The organism is Burkholderia sp. S-53 (assembly GCF_025560745.1).
In the GTDB taxonomy this organism is placed as follows: domain Bacteria; phylum Pseudomonadota; class Gammaproteobacteria; order Burkholderiales; family Burkholderiaceae; genus Burkholderia; species Burkholderia pyrrocinia.
The window spans coordinates 807,404-826,420 of the sequence record NZ_CP090483.1 but is presented as its reverse complement, the minus strand read 5'-3'; the positions used below and the strand labels follow the sequence as shown (position 1 = coordinate 826,420).

The following is a 19,017-nucleotide window of genomic DNA, read 5'->3' as shown; positions in this document are numbered from 1 at the left end:
GACGGAGTCTCCGGTGTCTTTATCGTATTCAGCGTGCGCAGGTCGCGCGCACCAGTGCGTCGGTTATCGCCTGACGGTCGAGCGAGCGCGTGCGTGCGCAGACGTGCTGGTCGGGACGCAGAAGGTAGAACGTGCCGGGCTTCGCGTCGTAGCGTTGCGCGGCTAAACCGTCGACGTCCTCCACGACGTCGACGCCGGCCACCGGCTGCGCGTGCCCGGCCGGCACGACGAGCACCGGCCGCACCGGCAGCGCGAGGCCGTCGACCGCCTGCGCGAGCGCGGCCGCATCGCCCGGCAACCCGAACAGCACGCCGGTGAAGCCGCCGCGCAGGTGCTGCAGCAGCCAGCCCGACGCACCACCCTGCACCCGCACCGGCGCATCGGCTGCCGCCGCGCCCGGCCGCATTGCGCCCGCGAATGCGTCGCCTTCGCGGTCCGGCGTGTTCAGCGGCGAATCGGCCAGCACGGCCGGCACCGACAGGCGGCCGCTGTTCACGAGCTTGCGCGCGAATTCGCAATCGCGTGCGAGCTTCAGCGTCGCATCGCGGAACACGCGCGACACCGGGCTCTTCGGCGTGATGAAATCGGTCGAGCGCGTCGAGTTGCGGATGTTCTCGTCGGCCGCGAACTCGCGCTCGCTCGCGTACGTATCGAGCAGGCGGTCGGCCGAGCGGCCGTCGAGCACGAGCTTCAGCTTCCATGCGAGGTTGTCCGCGTCCTGCACGCCGCTGTTCGCGCCGCGCGCGCCGAACGGCGACACGCCGTGCGCGGAGTCGCCCGCGAACAGCACGCGGCCGTGACGGAACGTGTCCATCCGCTGGCAGCGGAACGTATAGACGCTCACCCATTCGAGTTCGAACTCGACGTCCGGCCCGAGCAGCGCGCGCACGCGCGGGATCACGCGCTCCGGCTGCTTCTCGGCGACGGGATCGGCATCCCAGCCGAGCTGGAAGTCGATGCGCCACACGTTGTCGGGCTGGCGATGCAGCAGCACCGACTGGTTCGGGTGGAACGGCGGATCGAACCAGAACCAGCGCTCGGTCGGAAACTCCGCCTTCATCTTCACGTCGGCGATCAGGAAGCGGTCCTTGAACGTGCGGCCATGGCTTTCGAGGCCCATCATCGCGCGCATCGGGCTGCGCGAACCGTCGGCCGCAATCACGTATTGCGCGCGCAGCGTCGCGACGCCTTCCGGCGTCTCGATCGTCAGCACCGCATGCTCGGCCGACTGCTCGATGCCGGTCACCTTGTGCTTCCAGCGGATGTCGAGGTTCGGCAGCTCGAACGCGCGGTCGGCCAGATAACCTTCGACGTAGTACTGCTGCAGGTTGATGAACGCGGGGCGCGCATGCCCTTCCTCGGGCAGCAGGTCGAATGCGTACAGTTGCTCGTCCTGCAGGAACACCTTGCCGACGTGCCAGCTCACGCCCTTGTCGACGAAACGCTCGCCGCAGCCGAGCCGGTCGAAGATCTCGAGCGTGCGTTTCGCGAAGCAGATCGCGCGCGAGCCGGTGGACAGCGTGTCGTCGTCGTCGAGCACCACCACGGGCACGCCCTGCTGCGCAAGATCGATCGCGGCCGACAGGCCCACCGGGCCCGCGCCGACGACGATCACCGGGTGAACGGCCGCGTCATGCCCGCGTGCGCGGTATTCGAACTTCAGCGTCTGGTAATCGATGCTCATGGTCGCCATCCGCTCCTCAACCCTGCCGTGCGCGCACCGGCACGCCCGTCGCCCCGCCCGTCGCCTGCCGGCGCACCGGCCATCCGTCCCGCCCGCCTTTCCTGTGAACCGCCACGTCTCGCTCCTTGCTTCCTGTTGATTCGCGAACGGCGCCGTCGAGCGGCGCCCGAATGCCGCATTTCTTGATCGGCGACAAATCCTGGATTTACGAATAGTAAAACCAATTACGAATAGTGAAATCAACGTAAACCCTAGGCGCCGGCTCGAGAACGGGATAACCATATGAGCGAAACGCCAAGCCGAGCGTGGCGCGCGCTGCTAATATCCAGATACGAGGCGGCCCGTTCGGCCGCCGTTTTTCCTTCTTACGCCGATGATTCCGCCCACCATTCCCGAGCTGGTCGCCCGTGCCGGGCAACTGCCGTATCTGCGGGATCACCTCGCGCTTGCCGAAGGCGGTACCGCGAGCGCGAATCTGCCCGAGCGCACGCTCGGCAGCGCCTACGAACCGATCTACGACGTGACGATGCCCGGCGCGCCGCAATCGACGTCGTTTACCGACGCGATCGAGCGCTACGGCGACGAACTCGGTTTCCAGGCCGTCACGCTCGTCACGGGTGCCGCGCACGATCCGGTCGACTCGGCCGTCGACGACCAGACGCTCGTCGCGATCGACCGCCTGTCGCGCGCGCTGCACGCGATCAACTTCTTCGGCGCGCAGCGCCACGGGCTGCTGTTCCTGCGCGTGCACGAACGGCTGCTCAAGAGCGTGAAGTACGACCACGGCAAGCATTTCTCGTCGGTGCTGCAGCGTTTCGGGCTGCCGACCGAGCGGATCGTGATCGAGCTGCCGGCGGTCGCGGTCGCGCACAAGACCTTCCTCGGCTACCTGACGCGCAGCTACCAGCATCACGGCTTCAAGGTCGCGGACAAGCTGCCCGATCCGGGCCGCATCCTCGCGGTCGAATCGGACATGGCGCGGCCCGACTACATCAAGATGGATGCGGGCATCGCGTTGCGCGACGGTATGGTCAAGGCGCTCGTCGCGTATGCGCAGCGCGTGCGGATTCCGCTGATCTTCGATGGCGTCGTCGACGAAACGCAGTGCGAGCTGCTCCGCCAGCACGACGTGCGGTTCATGCAGGGGCCCGTGTTTGCGAAGGTCGCGACGGCCTGAAAGGATGAAGTAGCCGGCGTGCGCGGGGAGCGGCGCGCCGGGTTCCGGATGCCGGGTTCGAGTGCGAGGAGCTGCTTGCGGAACGGGAGACTCGGGGCGCGTGGCGTGACCCGCTGTCGGACGCCTGCCCGTCGCCTGCCCGTCGCCTGCCCGTCGGCGCGCAGGTTATCGCTTAAGCGCTTCCGCCATCGTCGTACTTGGGCAGATCGTCGTCGATCTCGATGCCCGGGAAACGATCCCCATACCAGACGTGCCACGTCGGACGCAGCCGCGACGGCTCGTCGAGCGTCGCGCAATTGATTTCGACCGTTTTCGGCGCGTCGATCAGCCGGTATTCGAGCTGCGCGCCGCAACGGCCGCAGAAGCGCCGCTCGCCCCACGCACTCGACGCATAGACGGTCGGCTCGCCCTGCAGGTACTCGAACGCGTCGATCGGCACCGATGCCGAGGCGACGACCGCCGCGCCGGTCGTGCGCTGGCAGAGCCGGCAGTGGCAGAAGCCGGCGTCGATCGGCACGCCGGCGATACGGTAGCGGATCGCGCCGCACGCGCATCCGCCTTCCATGGATTCCGGGTGAGACATTGCAAACCTCGTCGTCGGGAAGCTGGCGAACGATGATGAGCGCGGCTCGCTCCGGTTGCAACCGACCGCTGCAGGACTGCCCTCTCGCATTCCCGCGGACGCCGACGTCACACGGCCGCAGCGGTAGCCATTGCCGCGCGCCGCGTTGCTCAGGCCGTCTGCCCGAGCCGCTGCGCGAGCGCCTTCAGCTTCGGCCCGACTTGCGTACGGAACACGTCCTCGTCCATCGACGATGCGGGGCCGCTGCAGCTCAGGATCAGCCAGCGCCCCTCGCGCGGCTCGCGAAACGGCACGGCCGCCGCGTTCACGTCCATATGCCACGCGCGGAACGAATAGCAGCAACCGCCCGCCGAGAACTCGGCCACCGCGTGCTGCGCGGCGGCAACCAGCGCATCGGCGTCGGCCGCGCCGCCGGCCGCGCGGTGCAGTTCCGCATAAAGCGCGCGGCGCACGTCCTCCGGCTGCACGGCCAGGTACGCGCGCCCCATCGAGCTCGTCAGCATCGACAGCCGCGAACCGGGCGCGAGCCCGAGCGTCAGCGCGGTCTCGCTGCGGATCGTCTCCAGATAGATCATGTCGAGCCCGTCGCGGCAGCCGAGCGACACGGCCGCGCCGATCTCGCGCGCGAGCGCCTGCATGTGCGGCCGCGCGAGGTCGATCGTCCCCGAGCCCGACAGCAGCGCGTAGCCGAGCGACAGCACGCCGGCGTCGAGCGCATACTTTCCGAGCGTCTCGTCGTAGCGCAGGTAGCCGAGCACGGTCAGCGTATAGGCGAGCCGGTTCACGGTCGCCTTCGGCAGCCCCGTGCGCTCCGCGAAGTCGCGATTGCCGAGCATCGTCTCGCCGGGCCGGAAGGCGCGCAGCAGGTCGAGCCCGCGCGCGAGCGCGACCACGAACTTGCGTTCGTCGATCGTGGTTTCGTCGATGGTTGAAAGTGTCATCTGGTGCTACACTGGGTTCGATTTGCAAAACATTGTTCCGCACAGCGGAACTCAAGTCAAGCGAACCTTTGGCACGGGGCCCGGCCAAACCGGAGACCGACCGCCAGGCATGGGACCCGCGTAAGCGCTGAAGCGCTGAAGCGGGCCGACAGGAGATGAGACGATGAGTGCTGCAACTTTTCATTGGGACGATCCGCTGCTGCTCGATCAGCAACTGACCGAGGAAGAACGGATGGTGCGCGATGCCGCGCAGGCTTACGCGCAGGACAAGCTCGCACCGCGCGTCACCGAAGCGTTCCGCCACGAGCGCACCGACGCCGCCATCTTCCGCGAGATGGGCGAAGTCGGCCTGCTCGGCCCGACGATTCCGGAGGAATACGGCGGCCCCGGCCTCAATTACGTGAGCTACGGCCTGATCGCGCGCGAAGTCGAGCGCGTCGATTCGGGCTACCGGTCGATGATGTCCGTGCAGTCGTCGCTCGTGATGGTGCCGATTCACGAATTCGGCTCGGACGCGCAGAAGCAGAAATACCTGCCGAAGCTCGCGACCGGCGAATGGATCGGCTGTTTCGGGCTGACCGAGCCGAACCACGGCTCCGATCCGGGCAGCATGGTCACGCGCGCGAAGAAGGTGCCCGGCGGCTACTCGCTGTCCGGCACGAAGATGTGGATCACGAATTCGCCGATCGCCGACGTGTTCGTCGTGTGGGCGAAGCTCGAAGAAAACGGCAAGGACGCGATCCGCGGCTTCATCCTCGAGAAGGGCTGGAAGGGCCTGTCGGCGCCCGCGATCCACGGCAAGGTCGGGCTGCGTGCATCGATCACCGGCGAGATCGTCCTCGACGAGGTGTTCGTGCCCGAGGAGAACCTGATGCCGAACGTGAGCGGCCTGCGCGGCCCGTTCACGTGCCTGAACTCGGCGCGCTACGGGATCGCGTGGGGCGCGCTCGGCGCCGCCGAATCGTGCTGGCACACCGCGCGCCAGTACGTGCTCGATCGCCAGCAGTTCGGCCGGCCGCTCGCCGCGAACCAGTTGATCCAGAAGAAGCTCGCCGACATGCAGACCGAAATCACGCTCGGCCTGCAAGGCGTGCTGCGCCTCGGCCGGATGAAGGACGAAGGCACGGCGGCCGTCGAGATCACGTCGATCATGAAGCGCAATTCGTGCGGCAAGTCGCTCGACATCGCACGGCTCGCGCGCGACATGCTCGGCGGCAACGGCATCTCCGACGAATTCGGCGTCGCGCGCCACCTCGTGAACCTCGAGGTGGTCAACACGTACGAAGGCACGCACGACATCCATGCGCTGATCCTCGGCCGCGCACAAACGGGCATCCAGGCATTCTTCTGATCGTCCGGATGCGGCGCGCCCGGTAGCGCCGCCGCGTACGCGCACAAAGCAACGGCCCGCCCGGCATGACTGCCGGGCGGGCCGTTTTTCCATCGGATTCGCGATCCGGGCCGCCGGCCCGGTACCGCGTTCACACGCCGCCGATGCTTACTTGTTCGGCTGCGGCGTCAGGCGCAGATACGGACGCACCGCGTTGAAGCCCTTCGGGAAACGCTTCTTCAGTTCTTCCGGATCCTGCAGCGACGGCACGATGACGACATCGTCGCCGTCCTTCCAGTTGCCGGGCGTCGCGACCTTGTAGTTGTCGGTCAACTGCAGCGAATCGATCACGCGCAGCACTTCGTCGAAGTTGCGCCCCGTGCTGGCCGGATAGGTGATGGTGAGCCGCACCTTCTTGTTCGGGTCGATCACGAACAGCGAGCGCACCGTCAGCGTTTCGTTCGCGTTCGGATGGATCATGTCGTACAGCTGCGAAACCTTGCGGTCCGCGTCGGCGATGATCGGGAAGCCGACGACCGTCGACTGCGTTTCGTTGATGTCGTTGATCCAGCCCTTGTGCGATTCGACGCCGTCGACCGACAGCGCGATCACCTTCACGTTGCGCTTCTCGAATTCGCCCTTCAGCTTCGAGGTCAGCCCGAGCTCGGTCGTGCACACCGGCGTGTAGTCGGCCGGGTGAGAGAACAGAACGCCCCAGCCGTCGCCGAGCCACTCGTGAAACTTGATGGTGCCCAGGCTCGATTCCTGCTCGAAATCCGGTGCGATGTCGCCAAGACGCAGACTCATGATGTTCCCTCCTCGAACGGTGCTGGTTGAAACCGCGCGCTGAACAGCGCGGGAAAGTCCATCAGCTTACGGGAAGCAATGGGGCGTGCGAACGATTATTCCGTTTGATATTCATACTTTTTTATCATTTTTGCGCGGTGTCGGGGCAGGACGGACGCCCCTGAGGGAAACTTTTCACCCCGTTTGCCGCTCTGTTCATGATTACAAGTCGTTTACCATGCGGTCTTGCACTGCCGCCGTGTGTCTTCCCGGCTCGCCAGCAAGCAGGCGTTTCGCTACGATGTGAACCTGCAGCATGACAGCACGAAGGGAGTTGCAATGTCGGAAATCAACAAGGAGAAACTGATGTCGGATATCAAAACCGTTCTCGCAGACGCCGAAGACCTGCTCAAGCAAGCCGCCAGCAGCACGGGCGACCGTGCGGCCGAGCTGCGCGAGAAAGCCATGTCGCGCCTGAAGCAGGCCAAGGACAAGGCAGCCGACGTCCAGGTCGTGGTCGTCGAGAAAGGCAAGAAGGCCGCTCGTGCGACCGACGATTACGTGCACGAGCATCCGTGGACGTCGATCGGCGTTGCAGCCGGCGTCGGCGTGCTGATCGGCCTGCTGATCAACCGCAAGTAACGCGCGCTGCGCCTTTCCGTTCCGTGGGGCGCGTCACGCGCCCCACGGGCGTCGAAGCCGGCCGGCGGTTGCCGCCGGCCGGCTTTGTCCTAGCTGCTCACTGCACGCGCAAGCATCTCACCCATGACGACAGACACCACCTCGCAGCCGTCCGGCCAAGGACCGCTGCGCCGCCTCGTCGGCTCCGCGATCGGGCTTCTGCAAACGCGCCTCGAACTGGTGGGCATCGAGCTTGCCGAGGAGAAGGAGCGCCTGATGGGCGTGCTGTTCCTCGGGCTCGCCGCAATGATGCTCGCGACGATGGCGCTCATCAGCCTGACCGTGCTCGTCACGATCGCGTTCTGGGATACCTATCGCTGGCAATCGCTGGCGGCGATCACCGCACTGTATGCCGCAGGTGGCATCGTATGCGCGCTGAAGGCGCGCTCGGGCTTCCGCGACGCGCCGACGGTGTTCGAAGCGACGCTCGCCGAACTCGAGAAAGACCGCGAACTGTTCCGCGGCAAGCCGTGAACGCAGTCGTGTTCATCCCTCACTCCTACTTCGCCGACGCGCCATGAGCCAGAACGTCACGGGCAATGCACACCGCCCCCATTCGTCGCGATCGAACTGGAGCGCGTCGCAGCATCGCGCGCTCCGCAAGGAATTGCTGATCCTGCGATCCGAGGTCGAGCGGCTCGAACTCGCGGAAGCCGCCGGCGAAATGCGCCAGGCCGTCACGCGCTTCAGCTGGCTCAAAGTGTTCGTCCCCGGCCTTTCCAGCAACAAGTTCAGCCAGTCCGCGAAAAACCTGAATGCGAGCCTCGGCCACCTCGTCAACCAGTATCCGATGCTGAGTTCGCTCGCGTCGCTCGTGCTGGCGAAACCCGTTCGCTCGCTGCTGCGCGCGAGCGCGGGCCCCGCGCTGAAGTGGGGCACGCTCGGCTTTGCCGCATGGGAGGTCTACCGGATCTGGAAGCAATCGCGCGACGAGCGCGGACTCGACGCGCACGACGACTGACCATCCACATCCCGCGCGCACGGCGATGCGCCGTTGCGCGCCTGTCGTGCGCGTTCAACGCACGCCCCAGCACGCAGCGCCCTGGTCGTCGGTACCGTCCCGCCGCGCATTGCCCTTCGTCCCGTCCGAACGCAGCGTGAAAGCGCCGCAGGCATCGTCGTGCATCGGGCCCGTCTCGAGCGGGCTTGCCTCCAGTTCGTAGCTCACCTGCGAGTCGCCGCCGTCCGGCCGCCTGAGCGTCAATCGATAGACCGCCTGCCCGTCCGGCGGCGCCTGCGCGAACGCGTCCGGCAACGCCGGCGGCGGCGCACCGTCCAGCGTTTCGAGATATTGGGCCGCCCGGTACAGCGCGGACACCGCCGACGCGCGATGGACGCGCACGACATGCTCGCGATACGACGGGATACCCCATCCGGCCAGCACCGCGACGATCGCGAGCACGATCATCAGCTCGAGCAGCGTGAATCCCGCCGATCGATACGCGGACGCGCGCCCGTTCATCGAAGCACCACCGCGACGCGACGCCAGTGCAGCGCAACGATGCGTCCATCGCGGATCGCGACCTGGTGCTGCAGCCAGACGGCGCTCGACGCATGCGCACCGACACCACGCGCGGTGACGAGGTAAGCGCGGCCACCAGCCGGCCCTGCCCCGCGCCAAGCCTCGATCAGGCATCGCGGCGGCTGCGCGGCCATCGGCCATCCGGCGAACGGCGCGAACGCTTCGGCTGCTGCCATCGCCGGCATGCGCCGCCATGCGTCGGGCTCCACATGCGATTCGCCTTCGTTCACATAGGGTACCGAGCCACGGAGCAATCGCGCGGTGCACGCAGCGAGCGCGGTATCGGCCGCGTGGAATGCGATCAGCCGATCCGACAACGCACGCGTACGGCGCGATTCCGTCAGCGCGGATTCGAACCACGTGCCTGTCAGTGCTGCAACGGCGGCACCGACCGCGATCACAGCGGGCAATGCAAGGCCAGCGTCGCGACGCCAGTCGCGACCGGCTGACCGGAAACGGATGCGCGGCTCGCGCAGGCTCGTCGCCACGGCTCCCGTGCGCGCAGCCTGCCGCGATTCGTCGCCGTTCGCCGCGCTGCGCCCTTGCATGTTGCTTGCCGTTACGCATCGCGATATCTCGCGCGCGCACTGCCCTGCTGCACTCATCGCAACACCTCGCGCGCACGCGTTGCGTGCGTTGCGTGCGTTGCGTGCGTTGCGTCGCGCAACGTATCGCCGAATGCGACCGCTGCATTCCTCAACGCGACGACGCGATGCAGCGTCAAACGTGCACGACCGTCCTGCGCAACTGCTGCGCGACCATCGCAGTCGACGTGGCGGGCCGGCTCTCGCATCGGTTCGCCGCGCGCCCGCACGCAGACGTGCACGGCCACGACATCGCGCCAGTCGTCGACACGCATTGCATCGGCATCGACGAACTGCATGCCGCCGCGACGAAGATAACGCGCGCGCATCTGATCGATTCCCGACACGACCGGCTGTGGCGTGCCCGAACGGCCGTTTCCTTCGCAGTACAGTTCGGGCTCGCCCGTCGACGGGCTGACGTGCGCATCGAAACGGTTCTCCACCTGCGCCCGTTCGCCCGACACGCCAACACCCTGCCCGAGACAATCCGACACCTGGCCGCTCACCGTCGGCCACGTCGACACGGCATCGCCAACATACCGGATCAGCAACGCGTCCGACGAGGCGCGTACGGGCTCGCAGCGCACCTGTGCGCCGTCGCCGCGCACGCGCGCCATCGAACAACCGAACACCGGCGGCAACGATGACGCGCCTTCGGCATCGAGCGGCCGGAATCCTGCCATCTGGAGCTGCTGGCCGATCAGCATCAGCGCGGTGCCGGCTGCATCGCGCATCCGGAACCCGTCCTCCGCGCGCCGCTGCGCAACGCGCTGCGCGTGGTACAGCGCACCGGCCGCCGCGATCACGAGGAGACCGACGGTCATCGCGATCAGCACTTCGAGCAGCGTATGCGCACGCATGCGGCGATCAACGTTCATCGGCACCAGCCTCCCGAAACGGAATCCGGACACACGACGGCGGCTGCTCCGACGCACCTGCGGCTTCGCATCTCGGCGACGCCGCGGCATGGCCGCCACGCCAGCCGACAATCGCGTACCGGACGCCACCCGGCCCGTCGTCGAGCGTCATCGCGCCGCCGGGCAACGCTGCAGCCGCCAGCGCCGCGAGACCGTCGTCGGCTCCTGCGCCGGCGCGCGAGCGCTCGATACGCGCATCGGCCAGCCACAGCGCACGTTCACGCCAGATCGTCGCCCGCTGCGTGCGCGCCATCGCGAGCTGGCTGCCGGCCACCGCCAGCATCACGGCGGCGAGCAGCGCGATGGCCAGCATCGCCTCGATCAGCGACGTGCCGTGCATCGCGTTGCGCATGGCCATCACGCCGCATCGCAACGGCCGGCGACAACGCGCGCGCGGCCGCCCGCCGCCATCCGCACGCAACGCGACGCCCGTGCGTCGTCGGCTCCGGACGGGCCGCGTCGCGGACGCAACTCGAACCGCCGGATTCCGCCGATCGCCTGACCGACCGGCGGTGCAAAAGCCAGATCGTGCGCAGCGCCCGCGACGGCCACTTCGGTATCGCGCGGATAGCGTCGCAGCACGCGCGACTGCCCATCGAATTGCCCGCTGACGAGCCAGTCGCATGACCATTCGGCCGGATCGCACCGCTCGCCGGCGCGCAGACAGGTGCCGTCGTTCCCGGCCCGACACAGCGTGACGCGCACGCCGAGACGTGCCGCCTCGGTACGCGCAAACGACAGCGCTCCGAGCAACGCAAGCGAGCGCGCATCCACGCGTTCGCGCATGCGCCACTGCTCGAACGCGGGCGCCGCATGGAGCGCGAGCCCGGCCGCCAGCGCGATTGCGACCATCAGCTCGACGAGCGTGAACCCGCTCGAGCGTCGCACTGCTTTTTTCAAGGATGGATAGCGCAGTCCCATCGCAGTCGTCCTCCGCCAAGGTGATGCGACGACTGTAGCGGCGCGTGCGGACGCACGCCATTTGCCGAACGGCCGACTGGCGACATGCGATCGCGACCGACACAATCGGCGCGAACTGAACCAACGGAGAAGACGATGAACGAACGCAGCGCGTCAGCGCTTACGCGGGGTCTTGGCGGGGGAGGCGCGACGGAACTCTTCGATCACGTCGGCAAATTCGGAAACGTCCTCGAACCGGCGATACACCGATGCGAAGCGGACATAGGCGATCGTATCGAGGCCGCGCAACTCGTTCATCACGAGTTCGCCGAGCTTCTCGCTACGCACTTCACGCTCGCCTGTCGCGAGCAGTTGATATTCGATGCGGGCGACCGCCGCGTCGATCGCGTCGGCAGCAACCGGCCGCTTGCGCAGCGCGAGTTGCATGCTGGCGACGATCTTGCGACGGTCGAATTCCGTGCGGCTGCCGTCCTTCTTCACGACGAACGGCAGGGACAGCTCGACCCGCTCGTACGTCGTGAAACGCTTGTCGCAAGCCGAGCAGCGACGGCGCCGCCGAATCGCGGCGCCATCTTCGGACACGCGCGAGTCAACGACCTGCGTGTCGTCATGCCGGCAGAACGGGCAGCGCATCGATCAGCGATAGACCGGGAAGCGCTTGGTCAGCTCGGCGACCTGTACGCGCACGCGCTCGATCGTCGCTGCATCTTCCGGGTTCTCCAGCACGTCGGCGATCAGGTTGCCCACCTGCTCCGCTTCCGCCGGCCCGAAGCCGCGCGTCGTCATCGCCGGCGAGCCCAGGCGCACGCCGCTCGTCACGAACGGCTTTTCCGGGTCGTTCGGGATCGCGTTCTTGTTCACCGTGATGTGCGCCGCGCCGAGCGCCGCTTCCGCTGCCTTGCCCGTGATGTTCTTCGCGCGCAGGTCGACCAGCATCACGTGGCTTTCGGTGCGGCCCGACACGATCCGCAGCCCGCGCTTCACCAGCGTTTCAGCCAGCACGCGTGCGTTCTCGACCACCTTTTCCTGGTACGCCTTGAACTCCGGCGACAGCGCTTCCTTGAACGCCACCGCCTTCGCCGCGATCACGTGCATCAGCGGGCCGCCCTGGATGCCCGGGAAGATTGCCGAGTTGATCGGCTTCTCGTACTCGGACTTCATCAGGATCACGCCGCCGCGCGGGCCGCGCAGGCTCTTGTGCGTGGTCGTCGTCACGAAATCCGCGTGCGGCACCGGGTTCGGGTACACGCCGGCCGCGATCAGGCCCGCGTAGTGCGCCATGTCGACCATCAGGTACGCGCCCACCGACTTCGCGATCTTCGCCAGACGTTCGAAATCGATCTTCAGCGAGAACGCCGATGCGCCCGCGACGATCAGCTTCGGCTTGTGTTCCTGCGCAAGCTTCTCGGCCGCGTCGTAGTCGATGTCTTCGTTCTCGTTCAGGCCGTAGCTCACGACGTTGAACCACTTGCCCGACATGTTCACCGGCGAGCCGTGCGTCAGGTGACCACCGTGCGCGAGGCTCATGCCCATGATCGTGTCGCCCGGCTTGAGCATCGCGAAGAACACGCCCTGGTTCGCTTGCGAACCCGAGTTCGGCTGCACGTTCGCGGCTTCCGCGCCGAACAGTTGCTTCACGCGGTCGATCGCCAGTTGCTCGACGACGTCGACGTACTCGCAGCCGCCGTAGTAGCGCTTGCCCGGATAACCTTCCGCGTACTTGTTCGTGAGCTGCGAGCCTTGTGCGGCCATCACGGCCGGGCTCGTGTAGTTTTCCGACGCGATCAGCTCGATGTGATCTTCCTGGCGGCGGTTTTCCTGCTCGATCGCTGCAAAGACTTCGGGATCGACGTTCGCGATGGTGCTTTGGGCTCTGTCAAACATACGGTTTCCGTTAAGTGTGTACAGGTTGACCGGAGTGGCCGTGTACGGTGCGTGGCTGGCGGGACCAGCTCGACGTGGCGGAAGAATCCGTATGACGCGAGGCAGGACAGCCACCGGCGATGCACGCGACGGCACACAACGGCTGCCCAGGCGAACGGCAAAAACGGCGCCCCGCGCTTCACGGTGGGATGCTCCACCTTGAACCCGAAGGGTTCTATCGCCAGTCACGCAGGGGTGATGAGCGCGTTAGTGTATTGGATGCGTCATGAATAGGCAACCGCACGGCAGTCCGCCGAAAGCAATTGGGGCCAGACTCTACGCGCCCGTGCCGAAACGCTTTGCCGCCTTGCCGCGGTGCGGCAATCTCAGTAGGCTTGCGGGATACCACCCGCTAGTTTGTCACCGACCAGGAGCAGCAATGATCGTGTTCGTCACAGGCGCGTCCGCCGGCTTCGGCGCCGCCATCGCCCGTGCCTTCGTCAAAGGAGGCCACCGCGTCGTCGCGACCGCGCGCCGCAAGGATCGTCTCGATGCGCTCGCCGCCGAACTCGGCGATGCGCTTCTGCCGCTCGAGCTCGACGTGCGCGACCGCGCGGCCGTCGAAGCCGTGCCGGCCGCCCTTCCCGCCGAATTCGCGGCGCTCGACGTGCTCGTCAACAACGCTGGCCTCGCGCTCGGCGTCGAGCCGGCCCACAAGGCCAGCCTCGACGAATGGCAGACCATGATCGACACGAACTGCTCGGGCCTCGTGACCGTCACGCACGCGCTGCTGCCGGGCATGATCGAGCGCGGCCGCGGCCATATCTTCAATCTCGGTTCGGTTGCCGGCATTTATCCGTATCCGGGCGGGAACGTATACGGCGCAACCAAGGCTTTTGTCCGACAATTCAGCCTGAACCTGCGCGCCGACCTGATCGGCACGCCGGTGCGCGTGACCGACATCGAGCCGGGCCTGTGCGGCGGCACGGAATTCTCGAACGTCCGCTTCCGCGGCGACGACGCGAAGGCGGCGAACGTCTACCAGAACGTCCAGCCGCTCACGTCCGAGGACATCGCCGACACGATCTACTGGATCGCGACGCGCCCGGCGCACGTGAACATCAACACGATCGAGATGATGCCGGTCGCCCAGGCCCCGGCCGGCCTCACGATCCATCGCGGCTGACACCTCGCGCGCAGCCGCGGCCCGGCCGTCGGGCCGGCCCGCGGCGTGCTACGTCATACTACATTCCGTTACGAAACGGTTACGAATCCGGCTCCTGCGTTCCGGTAGAATGCGCGCCATGACTCAGCCAACCCGCTCCCCGGAAGCGCGTTCCGGCTTTACCTGGCCGGTGCGCGTGTACTACGAGGATACCGATGCAGGCGGCATCGTCTTCTATGCCAACTACCTGAAGTTCTTCGAGCGCGCCCGCACCGAGTGGCTTCGCGCCTGCGGCATCGACCAGCGCCAGCTCGCCGACGACACCGGCGCGATCTTCATCGTCCGCAGCACGTCGCTCGACTACCGCGCGCCGGCGCGACTCGACGACACGCTGGCGATCATGAGCCGGCCCGGACGCATCGGCCGCGCATCGGTGGAATTCGCGCAGGAAGCCTGGTGTGGCGACACGCTGCTCGTGGCCGGACATATCCGCCTCGGCTGCGTCGACCGTAACGGTATCCGGCCCGCGGCCATCCCGCCGGCCGTGCTCGACGCGCTGCACCGCGGGCCCGTCATCGACGCCGGGCAGACTGTACTGTCAACGAAGCTCGCATGAGCGCCGTTTAGACAAAGCCTATGAACTTGCCTTCCTGATTCGATACTAAGCAAGGTTCGGCGCCAGGCATGGCCGGCGCGCCGCGCCGCACGCATACCGGGCGCCCCGAAGGGACGTTACTCAAACCTCTATGAACACTTCTCAAGACCTGTCGATCATTTCCCTCGTCCTCAACGCGAGCGTGCTGGCCCAGGCCGTGATGGGGCTGCTGCTGCTGCTGTCGCTGATGTCGTGGACCTTCATCTTCCGCAAGTGGTTTGCGATCCGCCGCGCACGCGCGCAGACCGAACGCTTCGAGAGGGATTTCTGGTCGGGCGGCGACCTGCAGGCGCTGTACCAGAGCGCAGCCAACAACCGCCACACGATCGGCGCGCTCGAGCGGATCTTCGAATCGGGGATGCGAGAATTCCTGAAGGCGAAGGAAAAGCGCCTCAGCGATCCGGGCCTCGTGCTCGACGGTGCGCGCCGCGCGATGCGCGCGTCGTTCCAGCGTGAAATGGACGTGCTCGAAGCGAACCTCGCGTTCCTCGCATCGGTCGGTTCGGTCAGCCCGTACATCGGTCTGTTCGGCACGGTCTGGGGGATCATGAACTCGTTCCGCGGCCTCGCGAACGTACAGCAGGCAACGCTCGCGAACGTCGCGCCGGGCATCGCCGAGGCGCTCGTCGCCACCGCGATCGGCCTGTTCGCCGCGATTCCGGCAGTGGTCGCGTACAACCGCTACGCGCACGACATCGACCGCCTCGCGATCCGCTTCGAGACCTTCATCGAAGAGTTCTCGAACATCCTGCAGCGTCAGGCCCAGTAAGGAGCGCGCCATGGCAGGAAGCCCCATCCGATCCAGCATGCGCGGCGGCCGCTCGCGCCGCGCAATGGCCGACATCAACGTCGTGCCGTACATCGACGTGATGCTGGTGCTGCTCGTGATCTTCATGGTCACCGCACCGCTCGTCGCTCCGTCGATCATCAACCTGCCGACCGTCGGCAATGCCGCGCCGCAGGAGCAGACACCCCCTGTCGTCGTCAACATCAAGGCCGACCGCACGATGAGCGTCAAGTACAAGGGCGACTCGGGCGCGACCCAGGAAGACACGATGACGAAGGCCGAGCTCGACAGCTTCATCGCGGCCCGGCAGGCCGATCATCCCGACCAGCCGGTCGTGATCGCGGCCGACAAGACCGTGCAGTACGATGCGGTCATGACCGTGATGTCGGATCTGAAGGCGCGCGGCGTCAAGCGCGTCGGTCTCCTCGTCAAATCGCAATGAACCGGCAGCAATCCACGCGCAGCACCGGCTATCCGCCTCGGCCTCCCCGCGAGCGCGGCACCTGGCGCGCATTCGCGCTCGCCGCGCTGATGCACGTGCTGCTCGCACTGTTTCTCTATCACGGCGTGCAGTGGCAGAACAGCACGCCGGCCGGCGCCGAAGCCGAGCTGTGGACCGAGGTGCCCGACGTCGCCGCGCCGCGGCCCGTCGTGACGCCGCCCGCGAAGGTCGCGCCGCCCCCTCCTCCGGTGCGTGACGAGCAGGCCGACATCGCGCTGCAGCAGAAGAAGCGGCAGCAGGAAGCGGCCGCGCGCGAAGCGCTGCTCGAGCAGCAGCGCCGCGCGCAGCAACTGAAGGCCCAGCAGGAAGAAGACGCCCGGCGCGCGCAGGTCGCCGCGCAGGCTGCCGCGCTCGCCGCGCAGAAGGCCGCGGAACGCGACAGGCAGAAGCAGGCCGACAGGCTCAAGCAACAGCAGCTCGCCGAGCAGCAGAAGCTCGAACAGCAGAAACTCCAGCAGCAGAAGCAGGCGCAGCTCGAAGCGCAGCAGGCGGCGAAGGCGAAGTCCGACGCGGCCGCGAAGGCAAAGGCGGAAGCCCAGGCCAAGGCGAAGGCCGAAGCCACGGCGCGCGCAAAGGCCGAGGCGGCGGCGAACGCGAAGCTCGACCGCGAACGCAGCGCGCGCCTCGCGCAGATGCAGGGCCTGTCCGGCGCCGGCGAAGGCGGCGGCGAAGGCCTTGCGAAGAGCGGCACGGGCACGGGCTCCGGCGGCAATGCCGCAACGCCCGGCTATGCCGACAAGGTGCGCCGCCGCGTCAAGCCGAACATCGTTTGGGGCGGCGAGCGAGCAGGCCTGACCACCGTCGTCAAGATTCGGTGCACGCCATCCGGTGACGTATTGAGCGCATCGGTCTCCCGCTCCAGCGGGAATTCGGGGTGGGATCAAGCCGTGGTCAGTGCGATCCACGCATCGGTCCCGTTGCCGCCCGATTCTAACGGTCGTACCCCGTCGGACATTACGATTACCTTCAAGGCGGCGGAGTGAAAGGAAATACGCTTACACTCCGGGCGTCGCTGTCAGGCGGGAACGAATCGGGTATTTTTACTGTCTCTCTGCGGTTGCGCAGCGATCCAAGTCATACGGGAATCAAGAAGCATGAGTTTGATGACAAAGCTAGGTTTCAGGGCACTCGTGGCCTCGTGTCTGATTGCGGCGGGCAGCGCCGCTAACGCCCAGGTCAACGTGCTGATCACCGGTGTCGGTTCGACCCAGTTCCCCATCGCCACCGCGAATTTCGCGAACGAGGCAGGCCTGCCGCAGCAGGTCACGTCGATCGTCCGCAGCGACCTCGCCCGCAGCGGCAAATTCACCAACATCGACGCGGGCAGCACGCCCGTGCCCGAGACCGCATCGGTCGATCTCGGCGCATGGAAGGCCAAGGGCGCGAACGCGTTCGTCGCCGGCAGCGTGAACCGCGAGGCGAACGGCCAGTACAAGGTCAACTTCATCCTGTACGACACCGTGAAGCAGCAAAGCCTCGGCGGCCTGTCGCTGACGGCCACCGACACCACGCTGCGCACGGCCGGCCACAAGATCGCCGACTACATCTACCAGAAGCTGCTCGGTGTGCGCGGCGTATTCGCCACGCGCCTGTCGTACGTGATCAAGACCGGCAACCGCTACCAGCTGCAGATTTCGGATTCGGACGGCCAGAACCCGCGTATCGCGCTGTCGAGCACCGAGCCGATCATCTCGCCGGCCTGGTCGCCGAACGGCACGAAGGTCGCGTACGTGTCGTTCGAGCGCAAGAAGCCGATCGTCTACATCCACGACCTGCCGACCGGCCGCCGCTACATCGTCTCCGACCAGAAGGGCAACAACAGTGCGCCGGCCTGGTCGCCGGACAGCAACACGCTCGCCGTCGCGCTGTCGCTCACGGGCAATACGCAAATCTATACGGTCAACTCGACCGGCGGCGGCCTGCGCCGTCTGACGCAGAGCAGCTCGATCGACACCGAGCCGTTCTACTCGCCGGACGGCCGCTGGATCTACTTCACCAGCGATCGCGGCGGCGCGCCGCAAATCTACCGGATGCCCGCACAGGGCGAAAGCGCCGGTGCCGCGCAGCGCGTGACGTTCACCGGCAGCTACAACACGAGCCCGCGAGTGAGCCCGGACGGCAAGCTGCTGGCCTACATCTCCCGCACCGGTGGGGGCTTCAAGCTGTACGTTCAGGATCTGCAATCCGGCGCGGCGAACGCCATCACGAATACGAATCGCGACGAATCGCCGAGCTTCGCGGCAAACGGCCAGTACCTTCTGTACGCTACCCAGTCGGGTGGTCGCAACGTTCTGGCTGCAGTGCCCTCCGACGGCAGCGCGCCGCCGCAAATCCTGTCCGTCCAGGGCGGCTCCGTTCGTGAGCCGTCGTGGGGGCCCTTCATGCAATGACCACAAGGAGAGTAACCATGATGTCGAATAAGGCTCGTCTGGCCCTGGCCGTGATGATGATCAGCGCGCTCGCAGCGTGCAAGTCGGGCGTGAAGCTCGACGACAAGGCAAACGCGGGTGCAGTCAGCACGCAACCGAGCGCCGACAACGTCGCGCAAGTGAACGTCGATCCGCTGAACGACCCGAACAGCCCGCTCGCGAAGCGCAGCATCTACTTCGACTTCGACAGCTATTCGGTGAAGGACGAGTACCAGCCGCTGATGCAGCAGCACGCCCAGTACCTGAAGAGCCACCCGCAGCGCCACGTGCTGATCCAGGGCAACACCGACGAACGCGGCACGAGCGAGTACAACCTCGCGCTGGGCCAGAAGCGTGCGGAAGCCGTCCGTCGCGCAATGGCACTGCTCGGCGTGAACGATTCGCAGATGGAAGCCGTGAGCCTCGGCAAGGAAAAGCCGCAGGCAACGGGTCACGACGAAGCATCGTGGGCGCAGAACCGTCGCGCCGACCTCGTCTACCAACAGTAAGT

Annotated in this window: 23 protein-coding genes and 1 riboswitch; of the genes, 12 read left to right on the top strand and 11 right to left on the bottom strand. The window is 66.7% G+C overall.

What is annotated here, in order from left to right; translation table 11 throughout:
- Positions 1-28: 28 nt before the first annotated feature.
- A complete protein-coding gene (locus LXM88_RS08870) occupies positions 29-1,693 on the bottom strand; it encodes an FAD-dependent oxidoreductase (RefSeq protein ID WP_262541163.1) in 1,665 nt (554 codons plus the stop codon).
- A gap of 364 nt (positions 1,694-2,057) precedes the next feature.
- Here LXM88_RS08870 and LXM88_RS08865 point away from each other — a divergent pair, with 364 nt between their 5' ends.
- Complete coding sequence (locus tag LXM88_RS08865) at positions 2,058-2,861, top strand: EAL domain-containing protein (RefSeq protein WP_262541162.1); 804 nt, start codon at positions 2,058-2,060, stop codon at positions 2,859-2,861.
- 172 nt (positions 2,862-3,033) lie between these two features.
- Here LXM88_RS08865 and LXM88_RS08860 read toward each other — a convergent pair whose 3' ends face one another.
- Positions 3,034-3,444: a GFA family protein gene (locus tag LXM88_RS08860; RefSeq protein WP_262541161.1), complete on the bottom strand. Its 411-nt coding sequence runs from the start codon at positions 3,442-3,444 to the stop codon at positions 3,034-3,036.
- Positions 3,445-3,593: 149 nt separating this feature from the next.
- Positions 3,594-4,385, bottom strand: coding sequence for an IclR family transcriptional regulator (locus LXM88_RS08855; RefSeq protein WP_072436231.1), 792 nt, complete (start codon positions 4,383-4,385; stop codon positions 3,594-3,596).
- A gap of 163 nt (positions 4,386-4,548) precedes the next feature.
- Between LXM88_RS08855 and LXM88_RS08850 the strand changes: the two genes are divergently transcribed.
- The gene (locus LXM88_RS08850) at positions 4,549-5,736 is read left to right on the top strand and encodes an acyl-CoA dehydrogenase (protein ID WP_152861897.1); all 1,188 of its coding nucleotides are present in this window, start codon (positions 4,549-4,551) and stop codon (positions 5,734-5,736) included.
- A 147-nt stretch (positions 5,737-5,883) separates the two neighbouring features.
- Here the strand turns inward: LXM88_RS08850 and LXM88_RS08845 are convergent, their stop codons facing one another.
- A complete protein-coding gene (locus tag LXM88_RS08845; RefSeq protein ID WP_262541160.1) occupies positions 5,884-6,522 on the bottom strand; it encodes a peroxiredoxin in 639 nt (212 codons plus the stop codon).
- Positions 6,523-6,840: 318 nt separating this feature from the next.
- Between LXM88_RS08845 and LXM88_RS08840 the strand changes: the two genes are divergently transcribed.
- The 3 genes from LXM88_RS08840 (at position 6,841) to LXM88_RS08830 (ending at position 8,143) form a co-directional block, all read left to right on the top strand.
- Positions 6,841-7,143 (top strand): DUF883 family protein, encoded by a 303-nt coding sequence (locus LXM88_RS08840; RefSeq protein ID WP_026044969.1) that lies wholly within the window; start codon positions 6,841-6,843, stop codon positions 7,141-7,143.
- A gap of 123 nt (positions 7,144-7,266) precedes the next feature.
- Positions 7,267-7,656 (top strand): phage holin family protein, encoded by a 390-nt coding sequence (locus tag LXM88_RS08835; protein WP_047899924.1) that lies wholly within the window; start codon positions 7,267-7,269, stop codon positions 7,654-7,656.
- A gap of 43 nt (positions 7,657-7,699) precedes the next feature.
- On the top strand, positions 7,700-8,143 hold the full coding sequence (locus LXM88_RS08830; RefSeq protein WP_047899923.1) for a DUF3318 domain-containing protein: 444 nt from the start codon (positions 7,700-7,702) through the stop codon (positions 8,141-8,143).
- Between the two features lie 54 nt (positions 8,144-8,197).
- Here LXM88_RS08830 and LXM88_RS08825 read toward each other — a convergent pair whose 3' ends face one another.
- From LXM88_RS08825 to glyA, 7 genes are all read right to left on the bottom strand, one after another.
- Positions 8,198-8,644, bottom strand: coding sequence for a type IV pilin protein (locus tag LXM88_RS08825; protein WP_262541154.1), 447 nt, complete (start codon positions 8,642-8,644; stop codon positions 8,198-8,200).
- Positions 8,641-9,114: a pilus assembly PilX family protein gene (locus tag LXM88_RS08820; protein ID WP_412524137.1), complete on the bottom strand. Its 474-nt coding sequence runs from the start codon at positions 9,112-9,114 to the stop codon at positions 8,641-8,643. Before LXM88_RS08820 ends, LXM88_RS08825 begins: the two co-directional genes overlap by 4 nt.
- Positions 9,115-9,305: 191 nt before the next feature.
- A complete protein-coding gene (locus LXM88_RS08815; protein WP_262541153.1) occupies positions 9,306-10,166 on the bottom strand; it encodes a PilW family protein in 861 nt (286 codons plus the stop codon).
- Positions 10,156-10,545, bottom strand: a complete 390-nt coding sequence (locus tag LXM88_RS08810) for a hypothetical protein (protein ID WP_262541152.1) — start codon at positions 10,543-10,545, stop codon at positions 10,156-10,158. The genes LXM88_RS08815 and LXM88_RS08810 overlap by 11 nt, the downstream gene beginning before the upstream one ends.
- A 17-nt stretch (positions 10,546-10,562) precedes the next feature.
- The gene (locus LXM88_RS08805; RefSeq protein ID WP_262541151.1) at positions 10,563-11,126 is read right to left on the bottom strand and encodes a GspH/FimT family pseudopilin; all 564 of its coding nucleotides are present in this window, start codon (positions 11,124-11,126) and stop codon (positions 10,563-10,565) included.
- Positions 11,127-11,279: 153 nt separating this feature from the next.
- On the bottom strand, positions 11,280-11,759 hold the full coding sequence (gene nrdR / locus LXM88_RS08800) for a transcriptional regulator NrdR (protein WP_006476792.1): 480 nt from the start codon (positions 11,757-11,759) through the stop codon (positions 11,280-11,282).
- Between the two features lie 3 nt (positions 11,760-11,762).
- Positions 11,763-13,010, bottom strand: a complete 1,248-nt coding sequence (gene glyA / locus LXM88_RS08795; RefSeq protein ID WP_047899919.1) for a serine hydroxymethyltransferase — start codon at positions 13,008-13,010, stop codon at positions 11,763-11,765.
- A 137-nt stretch (positions 13,011-13,147) separates the two neighbouring features.
- A riboswitch (ZMP/ZTP riboswitch) is annotated at positions 13,148-13,248 on the bottom strand.
- 180 nt (positions 13,249-13,428) lie between these two features.
- On the opposite strand from glyA, the gene ydfG reads away from it, so the two are divergent.
- The 7 genes from ydfG to pal all read left to right on the top strand — a co-directional run bounded on the left by ydfG (position 13,429) and on the right by pal (position 19,015).
- Positions 13,429-14,175, top strand: coding sequence for a bifunctional NADP-dependent 3-hydroxy acid dehydrogenase/3-hydroxypropionate dehydrogenase YdfG (gene ydfG, locus LXM88_RS08790; RefSeq protein ID WP_262541127.1), 747 nt, complete (start codon positions 13,429-13,431; stop codon positions 14,173-14,175).
- 109 nt (positions 14,176-14,284) lie between these two features.
- Entirely contained in the window at positions 14,285-14,770 is a 486-nt protein-coding gene (gene ybgC, locus LXM88_RS08785) for a tol-pal system-associated acyl-CoA thioesterase (RefSeq protein WP_262541125.1), read from the top strand.
- 130 nt (positions 14,771-14,900) lie between these two features.
- Positions 14,901-15,578 carry a protein TolQ gene (tolQ, locus tag LXM88_RS08780; protein ID WP_034182824.1) on the top strand — a complete coding sequence of 226 codons (678 nt, stop codon included), beginning with the start codon at positions 14,901-14,903 and terminating at the stop codon, positions 15,576-15,578.
- Between the two features lie 10 nt (positions 15,579-15,588).
- Complete coding sequence (tolR, locus tag LXM88_RS08775) at positions 15,589-16,038, top strand: protein TolR (RefSeq protein ID WP_031399575.1); 450 nt, start codon at positions 15,589-15,591, stop codon at positions 16,036-16,038.
- Positions 16,035-17,081, top strand: a complete 1,047-nt coding sequence (gene tolA, locus LXM88_RS08770; RefSeq protein WP_262541119.1) for a cell envelope integrity protein TolA — start codon at positions 16,035-16,037, stop codon at positions 17,079-17,081. The genes tolR and tolA overlap by 4 nt, the downstream gene beginning before the upstream one ends.
- Before the next feature lie 111 nt (positions 17,082-17,192).
- On the top strand, positions 17,193-18,488 hold the full coding sequence (tolB, locus tag LXM88_RS08765) for a Tol-Pal system beta propeller repeat protein TolB (protein WP_096472561.1): 1,296 nt from the start codon (positions 17,193-17,195) through the stop codon (positions 18,486-18,488).
- Positions 18,489-18,505: 17 nt separating this feature from the next.
- Entirely contained in the window at positions 18,506-19,015 is a 510-nt protein-coding gene (gene pal, locus LXM88_RS08760) for a peptidoglycan-associated lipoprotein Pal (RefSeq protein ID WP_034182820.1), read from the top strand.
- The last annotated feature ends 2 nt before the right edge of the window (positions 19,016-19,017 follow it).

Bases quoted from the DNA above. Each gene is read 5' to 3' on its own strand.
- LXM88_RS08870 (WP_262541163.1), bottom strand. From the start codon at position 1,693: ATGGCGACCATGAGCATCGATTACCAGACGCTGAAGTTCGAATACCGC.
- LXM88_RS08865 (WP_262541162.1), top strand. From the start codon at position 2,058: ATGATTCCGCCCACCATTCCCGAGCTGGTCGCCCGTGCCGGGCAACTG.
- LXM88_RS08860 (WP_262541161.1), bottom strand. From the start codon at position 3,444: ATGTCTCACCCGGAATCCATGGAAGGCGGATGCGCGTGCGGCGCGATC.
- LXM88_RS08855 (WP_072436231.1), bottom strand. From the start codon at position 4,385: ATGACACTTTCAACCATCGACGAAACCACGATCGACGAACGCAAGTTC.
- LXM88_RS08850 (WP_152861897.1), top strand. From the start codon at position 4,549: ATGAGTGCTGCAACTTTTCATTGGGACGATCCGCTGCTGCTCGATCAG.
- LXM88_RS08845 (WP_262541160.1), bottom strand. From the start codon at position 6,522: ATGAGTCTGCGTCTTGGCGACATCGCACCGGATTTCGAGCAGGAATCG.
- LXM88_RS08840 (WP_026044969.1), top strand. From the start codon at position 6,841: ATGTCGGAAATCAACAAGGAGAAACTGATGTCGGATATCAAAACCGTT.
- LXM88_RS08835 (WP_047899924.1), top strand. From the start codon at position 7,267: ATGACGACAGACACCACCTCGCAGCCGTCCGGCCAAGGACCGCTGCGC.
- LXM88_RS08830 (WP_047899923.1), top strand. From the start codon at position 7,700: ATGAGCCAGAACGTCACGGGCAATGCACACCGCCCCCATTCGTCGCGA.
- LXM88_RS08825 (WP_262541154.1), bottom strand. From the start codon at position 8,644: ATGAACGGGCGCGCGTCCGCGTATCGATCGGCGGGATTCACGCTGCTC.
- LXM88_RS08815 (WP_262541153.1), bottom strand. From the start codon at position 10,166: ATGAACGTTGATCGCCGCATGCGTGCGCATACGCTGCTCGAAGTGCTG.
- LXM88_RS08810 (WP_262541152.1), bottom strand. From the start codon at position 10,545: ATGCACGGCACGTCGCTGATCGAGGCGATGCTGGCCATCGCGCTGCTC.
- LXM88_RS08805 (WP_262541151.1), bottom strand. From the start codon at position 11,126: ATGGGACTGCGCTATCCATCCTTGAAAAAAGCAGTGCGACGCTCGAGC.
- nrdR (WP_006476792.1), bottom strand. From the start codon at position 11,759: ATGCGCTGCCCGTTCTGCCGGCATGACGACACGCAGGTCGTTGACTCG.
- glyA (WP_047899919.1), bottom strand. From the start codon at position 13,010: ATGTTTGACAGAGCCCAAAGCACCATCGCGAACGTCGATCCCGAAGTC.
- ydfG (WP_262541127.1), top strand. From the start codon at position 13,429: ATGATCGTGTTCGTCACAGGCGCGTCCGCCGGCTTCGGCGCCGCCATC.
- ybgC (WP_262541125.1), top strand. From the start codon at position 14,285: ATGCGCGCCATGACTCAGCCAACCCGCTCCCCGGAAGCGCGTTCCGGC.
- tolQ (WP_034182824.1), top strand. From the start codon at position 14,901: ATGAACACTTCTCAAGACCTGTCGATCATTTCCCTCGTCCTCAACGCG.
- tolR (WP_031399575.1), top strand. From the start codon at position 15,589: ATGGCAGGAAGCCCCATCCGATCCAGCATGCGCGGCGGCCGCTCGCGC.
- tolA (WP_262541119.1), top strand. From the start codon at position 16,035: ATGAACCGGCAGCAATCCACGCGCAGCACCGGCTATCCGCCTCGGCCT.
- tolB (WP_096472561.1), top strand. From the start codon at position 17,193: ATGAGTTTGATGACAAAGCTAGGTTTCAGGGCACTCGTGGCCTCGTGT.
- pal (WP_034182820.1), top strand. From the start codon at position 18,506: ATGATGTCGAATAAGGCTCGTCTGGCCCTGGCCGTGATGATGATCAGC.